A 14486-nucleotide genomic window follows, 5' to 3' on the forward strand; every position below is an offset into this window, starting at 1 on the left:
GGAAATGAAGCCTTTTTTGCGCTGGTGTTTCGTTGCGACAGCACTTACGCTTGCAGGATGCAGTAATACTTCCTGGCGTAAAAGTGAAGTCCTCGCGGTACCATTGCAACCGACTTTACAGCAGGAAGTGATTCTGGCACGTATGGAACAAATCCTTGCCAGTCGGGCTTTAACCGATGACGAACGCGCACAGCTTTTATATGAGCGCGGAGTGTTGTATGATAGTCTCGGTCTGAGGGCATTAGCGCGTAACGATTTTTCGCAAGCGCTGGCAATCCGACCAGATATGCCTGAAGTATTCAATTACTTAGGCATATATTTAACGCAGGCAGGCAATTTTGATGCTGCCTATGAAGCGTTTGATTCTGTACTTGAGCTTGATCCAACTTACAACTACGCGCACTTGAATCGCGGGATCGCATTATATTACGGCGGTCGTGACAAGTTAGCGCAAGATGATCTGCTGGCGTTTTATCAAGACGATCCCAATGATCCTTTCCGTAGTCTGTGGCTTTATCTCGCCGAGCAGAAGCTCGATGAGAAGCAGGCTAAAGAAGTGTTGAAACAGCACTTCGAAAAATCGGACAAGGAACAGTGGGGATGGAACATTGTCGAGTTCTACCTGGGCAACATTAGCGAACAAACGTTAATGGAAAGGCTCAAGGCGGACGCAACGGATAACACCTCGCTCGCTGAGCATCTCAGTGAAACCAACTTCTATTTAGGTAAGTACTACCTAAGTCTGGGGGATTTGGACAGCGCCACGGCACTGTTCAAACTGGCGGTTGCCAACAACGTTCATAACTTTGTTGAGCACCGATACGCATTGTTGGAATTATCGCTCCTGGGCCAGGACCAAGATGACCTGGCAGAATCGGACCAGCAATAGCTGACGTACACATCAGCCCGTAATCTTTTTTGATTGCCATCACCTTAACGGGTGAGGGCGTTGTTGTTCGTTAATACACCTACTTTGAGCCGGTTCACACTTTTCAATGAAAATTGCTGATCAATTTCATGATGAGTTATGTAGACTGGCCGCCATTAATTTTGAGGCACACGTACTACATGGCTGAATTCGAAACCACTTTTGCAGATCTGGGCCTGAAGGCTCCTATCCTTGAAGCCCTTAACGATCTGGGTTACGAAAAACCATCTCCAATTCAGGCAGAGTGTATTCCACATCTGCTGAATGGCCGCGACGTTCTGGGTATGGCCCAGACGGGGAGCGGAAAAACTGCAGCATTCTCTTTACCTCTGCTGCAGAATCTTGATCCTGAGCTGAAAGCACCACAGATTCTGGTGCTGGCACCGACCCGCGAACTGGCGGTACAGGTTGCTGAAGCAATGACGGATTTCTCTAAACACATGCGCGGCGTAAATGTGGTTGCCCTGTACGGCGGCCAGCGTTATGACGTGCAATTACGCGCCCTGCGTCAGGGGCCGCAGATCGTTGTCGGTACTCCGGGCCGTCTGCTGGACCACCTGAAACGTGGCACTCTGGACCTCTCTAAACTGAGCGGTCTGGTTCTGGATGAAGCTGACGAAATGCTGCGCATGGGCTTCATCGAAGACGTTGAAACTATTATGGCGCAGATCCCGGAAGGTCATCAGACCGCTCTGTTCTCTGCAACCATGCCGGAAGCGATTCGCCGCATTACCCGCCGCTTTATGAAAGAGCCGCAGGAAGTGCGCATTCAGTCCAGCGTGACTACCCGTCCTGACATCAGCCAGAGCTACTGGACTGTCTGGGGTATGCGTAAAAACGAAGCACTGGTACGTTTCCTGGAAGCGGAAGATTTTGATGCGGCGATTATCTTCGTTCGTACCAAAAACGCGACTCTGGAAGTGGCTGAAGCTCTTGAGCGTAACGGCTACAACAGCGCCGCGCTGAACGGTGACATGAACCAGGCGCTGCGTGAGCAGACTCTGGAACGCCTGAAAGACGGTCGTCTGGACATCCTGATTGCGACCGACGTTGCGGCTCGTGGCCTGGACGTTGAGCGTATCAGCCTGGTAGTTAACTACGATATCCCGATGGATTCTGAGTCTTACGTTCACCGTATCGGTCGTACCGGTCGTGCGGGTCGTGCTGGCCGCGCGCTGCTGTTCGTTGAGAACCGCGAGCGTCGTCTGCTGCGCAACATTGAACGTACTATGAAGCTGACTATTCCGGAAGTAGAACTGCCGAACGCAGAACTGCTGGGCAAACGCCGTCTGGAAAAATTCGCCGCTAAAGTACAGCAGCAGCTGGAAAGCAGCGATCTGGATCAATACCGCGCACTGCTGAGCAAAATTCAGCCGACTGCAGAAGGTGAAGAACTGGATCTCGAAACTCTGGCCGCCGCACTGCTGAAAATGGCACAGGGTGAACGTACTCTGATTGTTCCGCCAGATGCGCCGATGCGTCCGAAACGTGAATTCCGTGACCGTGATGACCGTGGTCCGCGCGATCGTAACGATCGTGGCCCGCGTGGCGACCGTGAAGATCGTCCGCGTCGTGAACGTCGTGATGTTGGCGATATGCAACTGTATCGCATTGAAGTGGGCCGCGATGATGGTGTTGAAGTTCGTCATATCGTTGGCGCGATTGCTAACGAAGGCGACATCAGCAGCCGTTACATCGGTAACATCAAGCTGTTTGCTTCTCACTCCACCATCGAACTGCCGAAAGGTATGCCGGGTGAAGTGCTGCAACACTTTACGCGCACTCGCATTCTCAACAAGCCGATGAACATGCAGTTACTGGGCGATGCGCAGCCGCATACTGGTGGTGAGCGTCGTGGCGGTGGTCGTGGTTTCAGTGGCGAGCGTCGTGAAGGTGGTCGTGAAGGTGGTCGTGAAGGCGGTCGTAACTTCAGCGGTGAACGCCGTGAAGGTGGTCGTGGTGATGGTCGTCGTTTTAGCGGTGAACGTCGTGAAGGCCGCGCACCGCGTCGTGATGACTCTACCGGTCGTCGTCGTTTCGGTGGCGATGCGTAATCATCGCTGAACAGCGAACACAGTCTGTAAAATAATATATACAGCCCCGATTTTAACAATCGGGGCTTTTTTTCTGTCTTTTGTACTCATGTACTGGTACAGTGCAATACATAACAACGCAGTCGCACTATTTTTCACTGGAGAGAAGCCCTCATGGCAACACTAACCACCACCCAAACGTCACCGTCGCTGCTTGGCGGCGTGGTGATTATCGGCGGCACCATTATTGGCGCAGGGATGTTTTCTCTGCCAGTGGTCATGTCCGGTGCGTGGTTCTTCTGGTCAATGGCGGCGCTGATCTTCACCTGGTTCTGTATGCTGCATTCTGGCTTGATGATTCTGGAAGCTAACCTGAATTACCGAATCGGTTCGAGTTTTGACACCATCACCAAAGACTTGCTGGGCAAAGGCTGGAACGTGGTCAACGGCATTTCCATTGCCTTTGTGCTCTATATCCTGACCTATGCCTATATTTCTGCCAGTGGTTCGATTCTGCATCACACCTTCGCGGAGATGTCGCTGAATGTCCCGGCACGGGCGGCGGGTTTTGGTTTTGCACTGTTGGTGGCGTTTGTGGTGTGGTTGAGCACCAAAGCGGTCAGCCGGATGACGGCGATTGTGCTGGGGGCGAAAGTCATTACCTTCTTCCTCACCTTCGGTAGCCTGCTGGGGCATGTGCAGCCTGCGACATTGTTCAACGTCGCCGAAAGCAATGCGTCTTATGCACCGTATTTACTGATGACCCTGCCGTTCTGCCTGGCGTCGTTTGGTTATCACGGTAACGTGCCAAGCCTGATGAAGTATTACGGCAAAGATCCGAAAACCATCGTGAAATGCCTGGTGTACGGTACGCTGATGGCGCTGGCGCTGTATACCATCTGGTTGCTGGCGACAATGGGCAACATCCCTCGTCCGGAGTTTATCGGCATCGCCGAGAAGGGCGGCAATATTGATGTGCTAGTACAGGCGTTAAGCGGCGTGCTGAACAGCCGTAGTCTGGACCTTCTGCTGGTCGTGTTCTCAAACTTTGCGGTAGCGAGTTCGTTCCTTGGCGTAACGCTGGGTTTGTTTGACTATCTGGCAGATCTGTTTGGTTTCGACGACTCGGCTATGGGCCGTTTGAAAACAGCGTTGCTGACCTTTGCCCCGCCTGTTGTGGGTGGCCTGCTGTTCCCGAACGGATTCCTGTACGCCATTGGTTATGCCGGTTTAGCGGCTACCATCTGGGCGGCAATAGTTCCTGCGTTGCTGGCCCGCGCATCGCGTAAACGCTTTGGTAGTCCGAAATTCCGCGTCTGGGGCGGCAAACCGATGATCGTGCTGATTCTGGTGTTTGGCGTTGGTAACGCACTGATCCATATTTTATCGAGCTTTAATTTACTGCCGGTGTATCAGTAATTGCACGAGCCGGATGAGTTGTTTTCATCCGGCAATATTGAACAAATACGCGAGATCGTATCAAATAAAACCCTGTTTATTATAAAGTTCTTCAGCGAGTGCTTCCCCGTTTTCATCAAAAAAAGCATCGGCGATAGTTAAATTTTCTGCCTTAGGATTTGCCGTTATTCTGCTACCATTGGCATCAAATTCGAGCGCGATAGCTGTCTCCGAACCCCACCAGTAATAATAAATTAGCGCAAAATTACTTTCACCCGGCGTAATAAATTTCTCGATTCCCCGCACACAGGCCATGAGTGGCATGAAGATTTCATAGCTCTCTGAGATAAATATGTGATCCATAGTGACTATCTGTGTTTCTTTATTAAAGTTGATATGTTCGGCATAAATATTCTTTTCACTGTCACCAGAATTACAAGCTGCAAGATTGTTAAGCATTTTTGCAGGATCGCCGTACAACCGCTGCTTCTCGATAAACCATGGCAACCAGTCGTCATAGTCTTTGATATTTGTTGCTGGTGAATGGAAAAACTTCTCGAGGTTACTCTCAGTAATATGTGCGTGAAGAAAAAAGGAAGCAGGTTCACTCATGATTATTTTCTCTGGTAATAAGTCGATTTATTCATATCCCTGTTCGGTGATGATAAAACGATTACTATTTTATAAAAGTACAGAACTGGACCTTTCCTCTATTTCATATCATAGGAAAATATATACTTGAACTTGGTCAGAATAAGCGGAATACGAAAATGGGGCGTAAAGGACTACTCGCTATTGTATTGTTGAGCCTGTTTATCGCTTTGATTTTAAAATTTTTCTGGCCCACCCCGCACGATGAACATGTTTTCCTACCCGTTGAACAACCTGTCATATCGTCTTTAAAAATCATTCACCCCAGCGACCAGTTATTTATCCGTATTTTGAAAGCGGAAGATAAGCTGGAACTGTGGGCAAGCTCCAATAACAAGCCCTACGAACTCTACAAAACCTGGATTATATGTGCGTGGTCTGGTGGCTTAGGGCCAAAACACAAACAGGGGGATGGTAAAAGCCCGGAAGGTTTTTATGCCACCAACAAAGGGTTACTTAACCCAAACAGCCGCTACCATCTGGCATTTAATATTGGCTATCCGAATGCTTACGATCGGGCAAACGGCTACACCGGTGATTTCATTATGGTTCACGGGAATTGTGTTTCGGCGGGCTGCTATGCCATGACTGATGCCGGTATTGAAGAGATTTATCAACTGGTGGCGCAGGCGCTAAAGAGCGGGCAGAAGAGCGTGCCTGTCCATATCTTCCCATTTACGATGAACGACGAAAATATGCGCCAGGCGCAAGCATGGCCGGAATATAATTTCTGGCGTATGTTGAAGCCCGGCTATGATTACTTCGAAAAAAATCACCGATTGCCAACCATCACCGTTGAAAACCGGCGTTATAAAATTAGCCCAACAACTCTTTCTTCACGTCCATCGCCAGTTCAAACGAATGCAGGCGCGCCTGGTGGTCGAAAATCTGCCCGTTAACCATAATCTCATCGGCGTCGGTTTCGCGCAGGATCGACTGCAAACCATGACGCACTTTCGCTTTATCACCTACCAACGACATACTCAGTGCCTGCTGCACGCCATACTGCTCAGACGGTGACCAGAACTGATCCATATTTTGAATCGGCGGCGGCAGTTGCCCGGTTTCGCCACGGCGCAGCTTCACAAAGGCTTGCTGCATTGAGGTAAACAGGAATTCGGCGTCGCGGTTGCTGTCGGCGGCGATAATATTGATGCACACCATCGCGTATGGTTTTTCCAGTCGTGCCGACGGTTTGAAGTTGCTGCGATAAAGATGCAGCGCCTGGAACAACATATCCGGCGCGAAGTGTGAGGCAAACGCAAACGGCAGACCAAGCTGCGCCGCCAGTTGCGCGCTGTAAAGGCTGGAGCCTAACAACCACACGGGGATTTGCTCGCCGTAGCCTGGTACCGGGCGCACATGCGGATTGGGATCGCGGGCGTCAAACCAGTCCACCAGCTCCGCGACATCGCGGGGGAAATTATCAATATCCCCGCTCATATGACGACGTAGCGCCATCATGGTTCGCTGGTCACTACCCGGAGCACGACCCAGCCCCAAATCGATTCGCCCCGGATAGAGTGTATTGAGCGTGCCGAACTGTTCGGCAATGACCAACGGTGAGTGGTTAGGCAACATCACGCCGCCAGACCCCAGATGCAGCGTGGTGGTATTCGCCGCCAGATAGCCAATCAATACCGACGTGGCAGCACTGGCAATGCCAGTCATATTGTGGTGTTCTGCCAGCCAGTAGCGATGATAGCCGCGCTTTTCAGCCAGACGGGCGAGATCGAGAGAGTGGGAGAATGCTTCTCGCGCTGAAGAACCTTCGGGAATGGGGGCCAGATCGAGTAGCGAAAATGCAATGGTTTTATCAGTCATAACAGCTCACTTTGTTACCGATTAATCTTTAATACTGCATTAAAGAGTAGTTAAAGTTGTTAACAAAGTGAGCTATATACTTACGCTTGCAGCTCCAGCCCCGCCAACCGTCTCCAGTAGCCGTTACAATCGCTGTTTGTCGTCAACGGCAGTGGCGCAGCGCCATTTTCATTGGCGCGGAAGGCGTCGAGCATCGCGAAAGTGTCAGTACCCTGCGGTGACAGGCGGACCACATCGACCAGCCCCTGCATGGATGCCAGCTCGTTACCGAGGTTGTAAACGTAGCCGCTCATGGTCTGAATGCCATTGAGTACAAACACTTGCTGATTCTCCTGCGACAGCACGTTGCGCCCGTTCGGATACTTAATGCAGCAGGTTTCACACTCATCTTTCGGGCGGTCTTCCGAACGCGCGGTAAAGCAGCGGGCGGAGTAGGCCAGCGGCAGATGACCGTAGCTCAAGACTTCCACTTCAAACTGGTTACGAATGCCCAGTTCATCGCACTGATTAAGCAGATTCACCAGCCAGTCGCGGGAAAGCTCCACCGGCATACACCAGCGCATCATGCCCTGTTTAAGCAATATTTTCAGCGTCACCGCGTTGTAGCAGTTCAGCGCATGTCCGGCGACGAACGGCAGTTTGCGTTCAGCGCACATATTCACCACGCCGAGATCGCTGGCTTCAATCAGAAACTCACCGTTCTCAACATAGCGTTTCAGTTCGCCCAGTTCGGAGGATGCCTGCACCAGCGCCAGCGTGGAGAGCACAATCTGCTTGCCACTTCCGGCGAGCGATTTTGCCATCTCCAGCCAGTCACCAACTTTAGTTGCCCGGCGCTTGCTGCATACTGCTTCACCAAGATAAATCACGTCGGCGCTGCTGGCGGCGGCCTGCTGATAAAATTCTTCCAGCGTCTCTTTTGGCCAGTACCACAGCACTGGCCCTAAGGAATATTTCATTGCTTTTCTCACTGCCATTTACGGTGATACGCGCCAAGAGTGGTTTGCGTGCCTTCGGACATCGACCCGAGCGTTTCCATCCACGCGCTTTGCGGTATGAAGTTTTGCGGATCGGCCTTACAACGGTCGATAGCCTGACGCCAGACTTTCGCCACCTGGCTGACATACGCCGGGCTACGCTGGCGGCCTTCAATTTTCACCGAAGCAATATTCGCCGCCATTAACTCCGGCAGCAGTTCCAGGGTATTGAGACTGGTTGGTTCTTCAAGCGCGTGATAACGCTCGCCGTCCACCAGATAACGCCCTTTACACAACGTCGGATAACCTGCGTTTTCGCCGTCCTGATAACGGTCGATCAGCACTTCGTTCAGGCGGGATTCCAGCCCCTGCGGCGTTTGTTGCCAGCGCACGAAGCGGGCCGGAGAACACGCGCCCACGGTGTTGGGCGATTCCCCCGTCAGATACGACGACAGATAGCAACGCCCTTCCGACATAATGCACAGGCTGCCGAAAGCGAACACTTCCAGCGGTACAGGGGTAACACGCGCCAGTTGTTTTACCTGATGAATCGACAACACGCGCGGCAGCACCACGCGAGCAACGTCAAAATGGCGATGATAAAAGTTAATCGCCTCTTCATTGGTCGCCGAAGCCTGCACCGATACGTGACGCTCAATATGCGGGTATCGCTCGGCGGCGTACTCCAGCATGGCGAGGTCGGCGAGGATCAGCGCGTCGGCACCCAGCTGCGCCGCCATATCCACGGCGCGCTGCCAACGGGCGTAACCGTTCGGATGCGCAAAAGTGTTAATTGCGATGTGAAGTTTGCGGTGATGTTGATGAACAAAACTCACCGCTTCCTGCAATTTTTTCTCGGTAAAGTTAAGGCCGGCGAAGTGGCGGGCATTAGTATCATCTTTTAGCCCGATATAAACAGCATCTGCGCCGTTTTCGATGGCCGCCTTAAGCGCCGGGAGATTTCCGGCAGGGCAGAGCAGCTCCATAATTTTTCCTGAAGGTTGCGCAGTCAAAGCGCAAAAATGTTAACGAACTGGGATTTTAGTTAACCCTGCTGCGACAATTTTTGATTTAAGGCAGTTAAAGTTGTATTGGTGGTAGCTGCAATTTCATATGGAATTGTTGATTTATACCGCTATGTTATTTTTCCAATATGGCAAAATAGGATGATTGTTGAAGCAGGGAGTAAAACTCGTGTTGGATAAACTGCGTTCCCGCATTGTGCATTTGGGGCCATCTCTGTTGAGTGTACCGGTAAAACTGACGCCATTTGCGCTTAAACGCCAGGTTCTTGAGCAGGTCTTAAGCTGGCAATTCCGTCAGGCGCTGGACGACGGCGAGCTGGAGTTTCTTGAAGGCCGCTGGTTAAGTATTCATGTGCGTGATATTGACCTGCAATGGTTTACCTCGGTGGTGAATGGCAAACTGGTGGTCAGCCAGAACGCGCAAGCTGATGTGAGTTTTAGTGCCGACGCCAGCGATCTGCTGATGATTGCGGCGCGTAAACAAGATCCAGACACGCTCTTCTTCCAGCGTCGGCTGATGATTGAAGGCGATACGGAGCTGGGGCTGTATGTGAAAAACCTGATGGACGCCATTGAACTGGAGCAGATGCCGAAAGCCTTACGTATGATGCTGCTGCAACTGGCGGATTTTGTTGAGGCGGGAATGAAAACCGCGCCTGAAACCAAACAGACATCGGTAGGTGAACCATGCTAATTCGAGTAGAAATTCCCATTGATGCGCCGGGTATTGATGCCCTGCTGCGTCGTTCATTCGAAAGTGATGCGGAAGCGAAGCTGGTTCACGATCTGCGTGAAGATGGCTTTCTGACGCTGGGGCTGGTGGCGACAGATGACGAAGGTCAGGTCATTGGCTATGTGGCATTTAGTCCGGTTGATGTGCAGGGCGAAGACCTGCAATGGGTCGGCATGGCTCCGTTGGCGGTTGATGAAAAATACCGTGGACAGGGGCTGGCACGCCAACTGGTCTATGAAGGACTCGATTCGCTTAATGAGTTTGGCTATGCCGCAGTGGTGACGCTGGGCGATCCGGCGCTGTACAGCCGTTTTGGCTTTGAACTGGCGGCGCATCACGATCTGCGTTGCCGCTGGCCGGGCACTGAAAGCGCCTTCCAGGTACATCGTTTAGCGGATGACGCGCTGAATGGCGTAACCGGTCTGGTTGAGTATCACGAGCATTTCAATCGCTTTTAATCTTTGGGGGTTGCAGGCTGCTCAACAGTTCTGCAAACCCTGCGCCTTCCGCTACCAGACGCTCTTTTTGCCGTTTGGTCAGTTGCTTAACGCGATATTCCGCCCGTAATGCCAGCGAACGGTCGCCCACTGGCGCGGAAAACGCCAGCGTTAGTTCTCCTTTCCCGCGCAGTGCTTTCGCCCCTTTGCCGCTTTGGTGCTGCTGATAGCGGCGTTCGACATCCGTGGTGATCCCGGTATAAAGCTTATTGTCGGCGGTACGGATCAAGTAAAGAAACCAGGGTGTCATCGTCTGCGTCACATGTTAAGGTCTGGCCCACAGTATAAAAGAGAACAGCAATGGAAACACTCACCGCCATCAGCCGTTGGCTGGCAAAACAACATGTTGTCACCTGGTGTGTGCAGCAGGAAGGGGAACTGTGGTGCGCTAATGCCTTTTATCTTTTTGATGCGCAGAAAGTCGCCTTCTACATTTTGACGGAAGAAAAAACGCGTCATGCGCAGATGAGCGGGCCGCAGGCGGCGGTGGCCGGAACGGTAAACGGTCAGCCGAAAACGGTAGCGTTAATTCGCGGTGTGCAGTTTAAAGGCGAGATCCGCAGGCTGGAAGGTGAGGAAAGCGACCTTGCGCGCAAGGCGTACAATCGTCGCTTTCCGGTTGCCAGAATGCTGTCGGCCCCGGTGTGGGAAATCCGGCTCGATGAAATCAAATTCACCGACAACACGCTGGGCTTTGGTAAAAAAATGATTTGGCTACGTAACTCAGGCACCAAGCAGGCGTAACGCCTCGCGGTTAAACGCTGGCAGATCGTCCGGCGTCCGGCTGGTAACCAGCTGATCTTTATCGACCACTACTTCCTGATCGTAAAATTCCGCGCCCGCGTTTTTAACATCAATAATGATCGGTTTAACGCCGGTCAGTTTGCGCCCCCGAATCACATCGGCGCTGATCAGCAGCTGCGGGCCGTGACAGATGGCGAAAACAGGTTTGCCGCTATTCACAAAATCACGGGTAAAGGTGACAAAACGGTTGTCGCCACGCAGATAATCCGGTGAATGACCACCCGGTAGCAACAGGGCATCAAACTCCGCTGGCGTCACTTCATCGATGGATTTATCGATGGTCACGCTGGCTTCTCCTTTTTTGCCTTTCACCGTTTTACCCGCTTGTTTTTCAATGGTAATCACTTCGTGTCCGGCTTTACGGAACTCGTCTGCGGGTGAAGTGAATTCTGAATCCTCAAATTCATCAGTGATTAAAACGGCAATCTTCTTACTCATGTTTCCTCCGCGTTGTTGCATTGGATGAGGCGAATTTCTCACGATCGGGGATAATTACCTCGTAGACTATTAAGCCTGGTGCATGTACCAGGGAGCGCAAGGCGGACAATTCTGTAAAGGAGCGAAGATGAGTCAGGTACTGATTACAGGCGCAACGGGGCTGGTGGGCGGTCATCTGCTGTGGATGTTGATTAACGAACCGAAAGTTAACGCCATAGCCGCGCCGACGCGACGCCCGTTGGGCGATATGCCAGGGGTGTTTAACCCCCATGATCCGCAACTGACCGACGCGCTGGCGCAGGTCACCGATCCCATCGACATTGTGTTTTGTTGTCTCGGCACCACGCGGCGAGAAGCGGGGAGCAAAGAGGCGTTTATTCATGCCGATTACACGCTGGTTGTGGACACCGCATTAACCGGGCGGCGACTGGGCGCGCAGCATATGCTGGTGGTCAGTGCTATGGGTGCTAATGCCCATTCGCCGTTTTTCTATAACCGCGTCAAAGGGGAGATGGAAGAAGCATTAATTGCCCAGAACTGGCCGAAATTGACCATTGCTCGCCCGTCGATGTTGCTGGGCGATCGTAGCAAACAGCGAATGAACGAAACGCTTTTTGCGCCGCTGTTCCGTTTGTTACCCGGTAACTGGAAATCCATTGATGCGAGAGACGTGGCGCGGGTCATGCTGGCAGAGGCGATGCGGCCCGAGCATGAAGGTGTGACTATTTTAAGCTCTTCAGAATTACGCAAAAGAGCTGAATAATTATTCCCAAGAATTGATAGTGAGCGTAATATTCACGCGCTCAATTATCATAACTTATTCCTGGGGAATGCTATGACTGGTCAGTCTTCATCTCAGGCGGCAACGCCCATTCAGTGGTGGAAACCCGCGCTTTTCTTTCTCGTTGTCATTGCCGGTCTCTGGTATGTGAAATGGCAACCTTACTACGGCAAAGCCTTTACTGCCGCTGAAACCCACAGTATCGGTAAATCTATCCTTGCGCAGGCGGATGCTAATCCGTGGCAGGCGGCGTTGGATTACGCGATGATCTATTTCCTCGCGGTATGGAAAGCGGCGGTGCTGGGGGTGATCCTCGGTTCGTTGATACAGGTGCTGATCCCGCGTGACTGGCTGCTGCGCACGCTTGGGCAATCACGCTTTCGCGGCACGCTGCTGGGAACGCTGTTTTCGCTGCCGGGTATGATGTGTACCTGCTGTGCGGCTCCGGTCGCGGCAGGGATGCGTCGCCAACAGGTGTCGATGGGCGGTGCACTGGCATTCTGGATGGGGAATCCGTTGTTAAACCCGGCGACGCTGGTGTTTATGGGCTTTGTCCTTGGCTGGGGCTTTGCCGCGATTCGTCTGGTGGCGGGGCTGGTGATGGTGTTGTTGATTGCGACGCTGGTGCAAAAATGGGTGCGTGAAACACCGCAAACGCAGATGCCAGTCGAAATTGACATGCCGGAAGTGCAGGGCGGGTTTTTTAGCCGCTGGGGCAGGGCGCTATGGACGCTTTTCTGGAGTACGATCCCGGTTTATATCCTTGCAGTACTGGCGTTGGGTGCCGCTCGCGTCTGGTTATTCCCCCATGCCGATGGTGCTGTCGATAACAGCCTGATGTGGGTGGTGGCGATGGCGGTAGCAGGATGCTTGTTTGTCATTCCCACGGCAGCAGAAATTCCGATTGTACAAACGATGATGCTGGCAGGTATGGGAACTGCTCCGGCGCTGGCATTGTTGATGACGCTTCCAGCGGTAAGTTTGCCGTCGTTGATAATGTTGCGTAAAGCGTTTCCGGCGAAAGCCTTATGGCTGACGGGGGCGATGGTGGCAGTGTCAGGCGTGATTGTCGGCGGGCTGGCGCTGTTGTTCTAATTTGAGGGAAAACATGTCGGATGCGGCGTAAACGCCTTATCCGACCTACGGTTTGTATCGTTGTAGGCCTGATAAGACGCGGCAAGCGTCGCATCAGGCATTACAAGGGCTGCTATTTAATAAACGTAAACGCTGTGGTTACACGCTTCACGCCGCTCACCCGGCTGGCAATATCTGCCGCTGCTTTCGCTTCACGTTCAGTCACCAGCCCCATCAGGAACACTTCACCATTTTCGGTGGTCACTTTCACGTTGGACGATTTCACCAGATCGCTGGTTAAGAGCTGCGAACGCACTTTGGTGGTGATCCACGTATCGTTAGACGCTTCGCCCAGACCAATCGGCTGGCCCTGACGAATCTCGTTATACACTTCGTTGGCACCGTCTACGCCCATAGCAATCTGTTTGGCGCGAGCCGAAAGCTCAGAGTTTGGTGACTGCCCAACCAGCAGCACTTTGCCCTGATAGGCCGTTACATTAATGCGCGCTTCTTTCTTAATCTGTTCGTCTTTCGACAATGCGCTGTTCACGCGCACTTCCAGAGTACCATCGTCCACCTGGGTACCGACACTGCGTGGGTCAGTTGCGGCTTTGGTACCCACAGCAGCGGTACCCACTACGGCAGCGGCAACACAACCTTGCAACAGCAGCGCGGAAATAAGGACTGCGATTGGCGATAATGCCTTCATGTATTCTCCTTAATCATCCTGGTGAGGGAAAAGCGTGTTATCGATCAGATCGCACAGGCAATTTACCGTCAGCATATGCATTTCCTGAATGCGAGCACTACGATGTGAAGGAATGCGGATCTCTACATCCTGTGGCCCTAACAAACCAGCAAGTTCACCGCCGTCATAGCCGGTTAATGCCACAATGGTCATATCACGCGTAACGGCGGCTTCAACCGCTTTTACGATATCGCGGCTGTTGCCACGGGTGGAAATGGCTAACAATACATCTCCCGCATGACCCAGCGCCCGCACCTGTTTTGCATACACTTCATCATGTAAGCGATCGTTGGCAATCGCCGTTAAGACAACATTATCAGTATTTAGTGCAATGGCAGGTAGGCTGGGCCGCTCCGTTTCGAAACGGTTGATCATGCTGGCAGCAAAATGCTGTGCGTTGGCAGCGGAGGTTCCATTACCACAACAGAGGATTTTGTTGCCATTGAGCAGAGACTGAACCAGCGTCATGGCTGCACGGGAGATGGCATCCGGAAGCGCCTCTGCCGCCGCAATTTGAGTTTGAATGCTTTCAGTGAAGCAAGCTTTAATTCTTTCTTGCACGCTAATCCTTAAAC

17 protein-coding genes and 1 pseudogene are annotated in these 14486 nt (G+C 52.3%); 10 read left to right on the forward strand and 8 right to left on the reverse strand.

All coding sequences use genetic code 11. The features are described from left to right. Nucleotides 1–4: 4 nt before the first annotated feature. The 4 genes from nlpI to mtr all read left to right on the forward strand — a co-directional run bounded on the left by nlpI (nt 5) and on the right by mtr (nt 4380). Complete coding sequence (gene nlpI, locus D9597_RS18120; protein ID WP_000802080.1) at nt 5–889, forward strand: lipoprotein NlpI; 885 nt, start codon at nt 5–7, stop codon at nt 887–889. Nucleotides 890–995: 106 nt separating this feature from the next. After that, nucleotides 996–1076 (forward strand): protein YrbN, encoded by an 81-nt coding sequence (gene yrbN, locus D9597_RS18125; RefSeq protein ID WP_010723222.1) that lies wholly within the window; start codon nt 996–998, stop codon nt 1074–1076. Further along, complete coding sequence (gene deaD, locus D9597_RS18130) at nt 1069–2982, forward strand: ATP-dependent RNA helicase DeaD (RefSeq protein WP_130223792.1); 1914 nt, start codon at nt 1069–1071, stop codon at nt 2980–2982. The genes yrbN and deaD overlap by 8 nt, the downstream gene beginning before the upstream one ends. Before the next feature lie 153 nt (nt 2983–3135). After that, on the forward strand, nt 3136–4380 hold the full coding sequence (gene mtr / locus D9597_RS18135; protein WP_130204608.1) for a tryptophan permease: 1245 nt from the start codon (nt 3136–3138) through the stop codon (nt 4378–4380). Between the two features lie 60 nt (nt 4381–4440). Here the strand turns inward: mtr and D9597_RS18140 are convergent, their stop codons facing one another. Continuing rightward, nucleotides 4441–4971 carry a cytoplasmic protein gene (locus tag D9597_RS18140; RefSeq protein ID WP_130223794.1) on the reverse strand — a complete coding sequence of 177 codons (531 nt, stop codon included), beginning with the start codon at nt 4969–4971 and terminating at the stop codon, nt 4441–4443. Nucleotides 4972–5129: 158 nt separating this feature from the next. Here D9597_RS18140 and D9597_RS18145 point away from each other — a divergent pair. Further along, nucleotides 5130–5843: pseudogene (locus D9597_RS18145) on the forward strand (murein L,D-transpeptidase family protein); the annotation flags it as partial. Here D9597_RS18145 and D9597_RS18150 read toward each other — a convergent pair. The 3 genes from D9597_RS18150 to D9597_RS18160 all read right to left on the reverse strand — a co-directional run bounded on the left by D9597_RS18150 (nt 5827) and on the right by D9597_RS18160 (nt 8797). Next, a complete protein-coding gene (locus D9597_RS18150; RefSeq protein WP_130223796.1) occupies nt 5827–6834 on the reverse strand; it encodes a luciferase-like monooxygenase in 1008 nt (335 codons plus the stop codon). The pseudogene D9597_RS18145 and the gene D9597_RS18150 overlap by 17 nt on opposite strands. A gap of 80 nt (nt 6835–6914) precedes the next feature. Continuing rightward, nucleotides 6915–7793 (reverse strand): U32 family peptidase, encoded by an 879-nt coding sequence (locus D9597_RS18155; RefSeq protein ID WP_130223798.1) that lies wholly within the window; start codon nt 7791–7793, stop codon nt 6915–6917. 8 nt (nt 7794–7801) lie between these two features. Further along, nucleotides 7802–8797 (reverse strand): peptidase U32 family protein, encoded by a 996-nt coding sequence (locus tag D9597_RS18160; RefSeq protein ID WP_130223800.1) that lies wholly within the window; start codon nt 8795–8797, stop codon nt 7802–7804. Between the two features lie 208 nt (nt 8798–9005). Between D9597_RS18160 and D9597_RS18165 the strand changes: the two genes are divergently transcribed. Both D9597_RS18165 and D9597_RS18170 read left to right on the forward strand, forming a co-directional pair. Then, nucleotides 9006–9530 (forward strand): SCP2 domain-containing protein, encoded by a 525-nt coding sequence (locus D9597_RS18165; RefSeq protein ID WP_046081285.1) that lies wholly within the window; start codon nt 9006–9008, stop codon nt 9528–9530. Beyond that, complete coding sequence (locus D9597_RS18170) at nt 9524–10027, forward strand: N-acetyltransferase (protein ID WP_000908554.1); 504 nt, start codon at nt 9524–9526, stop codon at nt 10025–10027. Before D9597_RS18165 ends, D9597_RS18170 begins: the two co-directional genes overlap by 7 nt. Here D9597_RS18170 and yhbQ read toward each other — a convergent pair. Beyond that, nucleotides 10014–10316: a DNA damage response exodeoxyribonuclease YhbQ gene (gene yhbQ, locus D9597_RS18175; RefSeq protein ID WP_130223802.1), complete on the reverse strand. Its 303-nt coding sequence runs from the start codon at nt 10314–10316 to the stop codon at nt 10014–10016. The two genes, D9597_RS18170 and yhbQ, sit on opposite strands and share 14 nt — an antisense overlap. Before the next feature lie 50 nt (nt 10317–10366). On the opposite strand from yhbQ, the gene D9597_RS18180 reads away from it, so the two are divergent. After that, nucleotides 10367–10810: a YhbP family protein gene (locus D9597_RS18180; protein WP_130223804.1), complete on the forward strand. Its 444-nt coding sequence runs from the start codon at nt 10367–10369 to the stop codon at nt 10808–10810. On the opposite strand, the gene yhbO is transcribed toward D9597_RS18180, so the two are convergent. Beyond that, a complete protein-coding gene (yhbO, locus tag D9597_RS18185) occupies nt 10790–11308 on the reverse strand; it encodes a protein/nucleic acid deglycase (RefSeq protein ID WP_130223806.1) in 519 nt (172 codons plus the stop codon). The two genes, D9597_RS18180 and yhbO, sit on opposite strands and share 21 nt — an antisense overlap. Nucleotides 11309–11435: 127 nt before the next feature. Between yhbO and D9597_RS18190 the strand changes: the two genes are divergently transcribed. Further along, the gene (locus D9597_RS18190; RefSeq protein ID WP_130223808.1) at nt 11436–12071 is read left to right on the forward strand and encodes an NAD(P)H-binding protein; all 636 of its coding nucleotides are present in this window, start codon (nt 11436–11438) and stop codon (nt 12069–12071) included. Between the two features lie 72 nt (nt 12072–12143). Continuing rightward, entirely contained in the window at nt 12144–13184 is a 1041-nt protein-coding gene (locus D9597_RS18195; protein ID WP_130223810.1) for a permease, read from the forward strand. Between the two features lie 112 nt (nt 13185–13296). On the opposite strand, the gene dolP is transcribed toward D9597_RS18195, so the two are convergent. After that, complete coding sequence (gene dolP, locus D9597_RS18200) at nt 13297–13872, reverse strand: division/outer membrane stress-associated lipid-binding lipoprotein (protein WP_000646037.1); 576 nt, start codon at nt 13870–13872, stop codon at nt 13297–13299. Nucleotides 13873–13881: 9 nt separating this feature from the next. Next, entirely contained in the window at nt 13882–14472 is a 591-nt protein-coding gene (diaA, locus tag D9597_RS18205; RefSeq protein WP_001158034.1) for a DnaA initiator-associating protein DiaA, read from the reverse strand. Nucleotides 14473–14486: the final 14 nt, after the last annotated feature.

It is taken from the genome of Escherichia sp. E13S3, assembly GCF_004212325.1.
Lineage (GTDB): Bacteria > Pseudomonadota > Gammaproteobacteria > Enterobacterales > Enterobacteriaceae > Escherichia.

Bases quoted from the DNA above. Each gene is read 5' to 3' on its own strand.
- nlpI (WP_000802080.1), top strand. From the start codon at position 5: ATGAAGCCTTTTTTGCGCTGGTGTTTCGTTGCGACAGCACTTACGCTT.
- yrbN (WP_010723222.1), top strand. From the start codon at position 996: ATGAAAATTGCTGATCAATTTCATGATGAGTTATGTAGACTGGCCGCC.
- deaD (WP_130223792.1), top strand. From the start codon at position 1,069: ATGGCTGAATTCGAAACCACTTTTGCAGATCTGGGCCTGAAGGCTCCT.
- mtr (WP_130204608.1), top strand. From the start codon at position 3,136: ATGGCAACACTAACCACCACCCAAACGTCACCGTCGCTGCTTGGCGGC.
- D9597_RS18140 (WP_130223794.1), bottom strand. From the start codon at position 4,971: ATGAGTGAACCTGCTTCCTTTTTTCTTCACGCACATATTACTGAGAGT.
- D9597_RS18150 (WP_130223796.1), bottom strand. From the start codon at position 6,834: ATGACTGATAAAACCATTGCATTTTCGCTACTCGATCTGGCCCCCATT.
- D9597_RS18155 (WP_130223798.1), bottom strand. From the start codon at position 7,793: ATGAAATATTCCTTAGGGCCAGTGCTGTGGTACTGGCCAAAAGAGACG.
- D9597_RS18160 (WP_130223800.1), bottom strand. From the start codon at position 8,797: ATGGAGCTGCTCTGCCCTGCCGGAAATCTCCCGGCGCTTAAGGCGGCC.
- D9597_RS18170 (WP_000908554.1), top strand. From the start codon at position 9,524: ATGCTAATTCGAGTAGAAATTCCCATTGATGCGCCGGGTATTGATGCC.
- yhbQ (WP_130223802.1), bottom strand. From the start codon at position 10,316: ATGACACCCTGGTTTCTTTACTTGATCCGTACCGCCGACAATAAGCTT.
- D9597_RS18180 (WP_130223804.1), top strand. From the start codon at position 10,367: ATGGAAACACTCACCGCCATCAGCCGTTGGCTGGCAAAACAACATGTT.
- yhbO (WP_130223806.1), bottom strand. From the start codon at position 11,308: ATGAGTAAGAAGATTGCCGTTTTAATCACTGATGAATTTGAGGATTCA.
- D9597_RS18190 (WP_130223808.1), top strand. From the start codon at position 11,436: ATGAGTCAGGTACTGATTACAGGCGCAACGGGGCTGGTGGGCGGTCAT.
- D9597_RS18195 (WP_130223810.1), top strand. From the start codon at position 12,144: ATGACTGGTCAGTCTTCATCTCAGGCGGCAACGCCCATTCAGTGGTGG.
- dolP (WP_000646037.1), bottom strand. From the start codon at position 13,872: ATGAAGGCATTATCGCCAATCGCAGTCCTTATTTCCGCGCTGCTGTTG.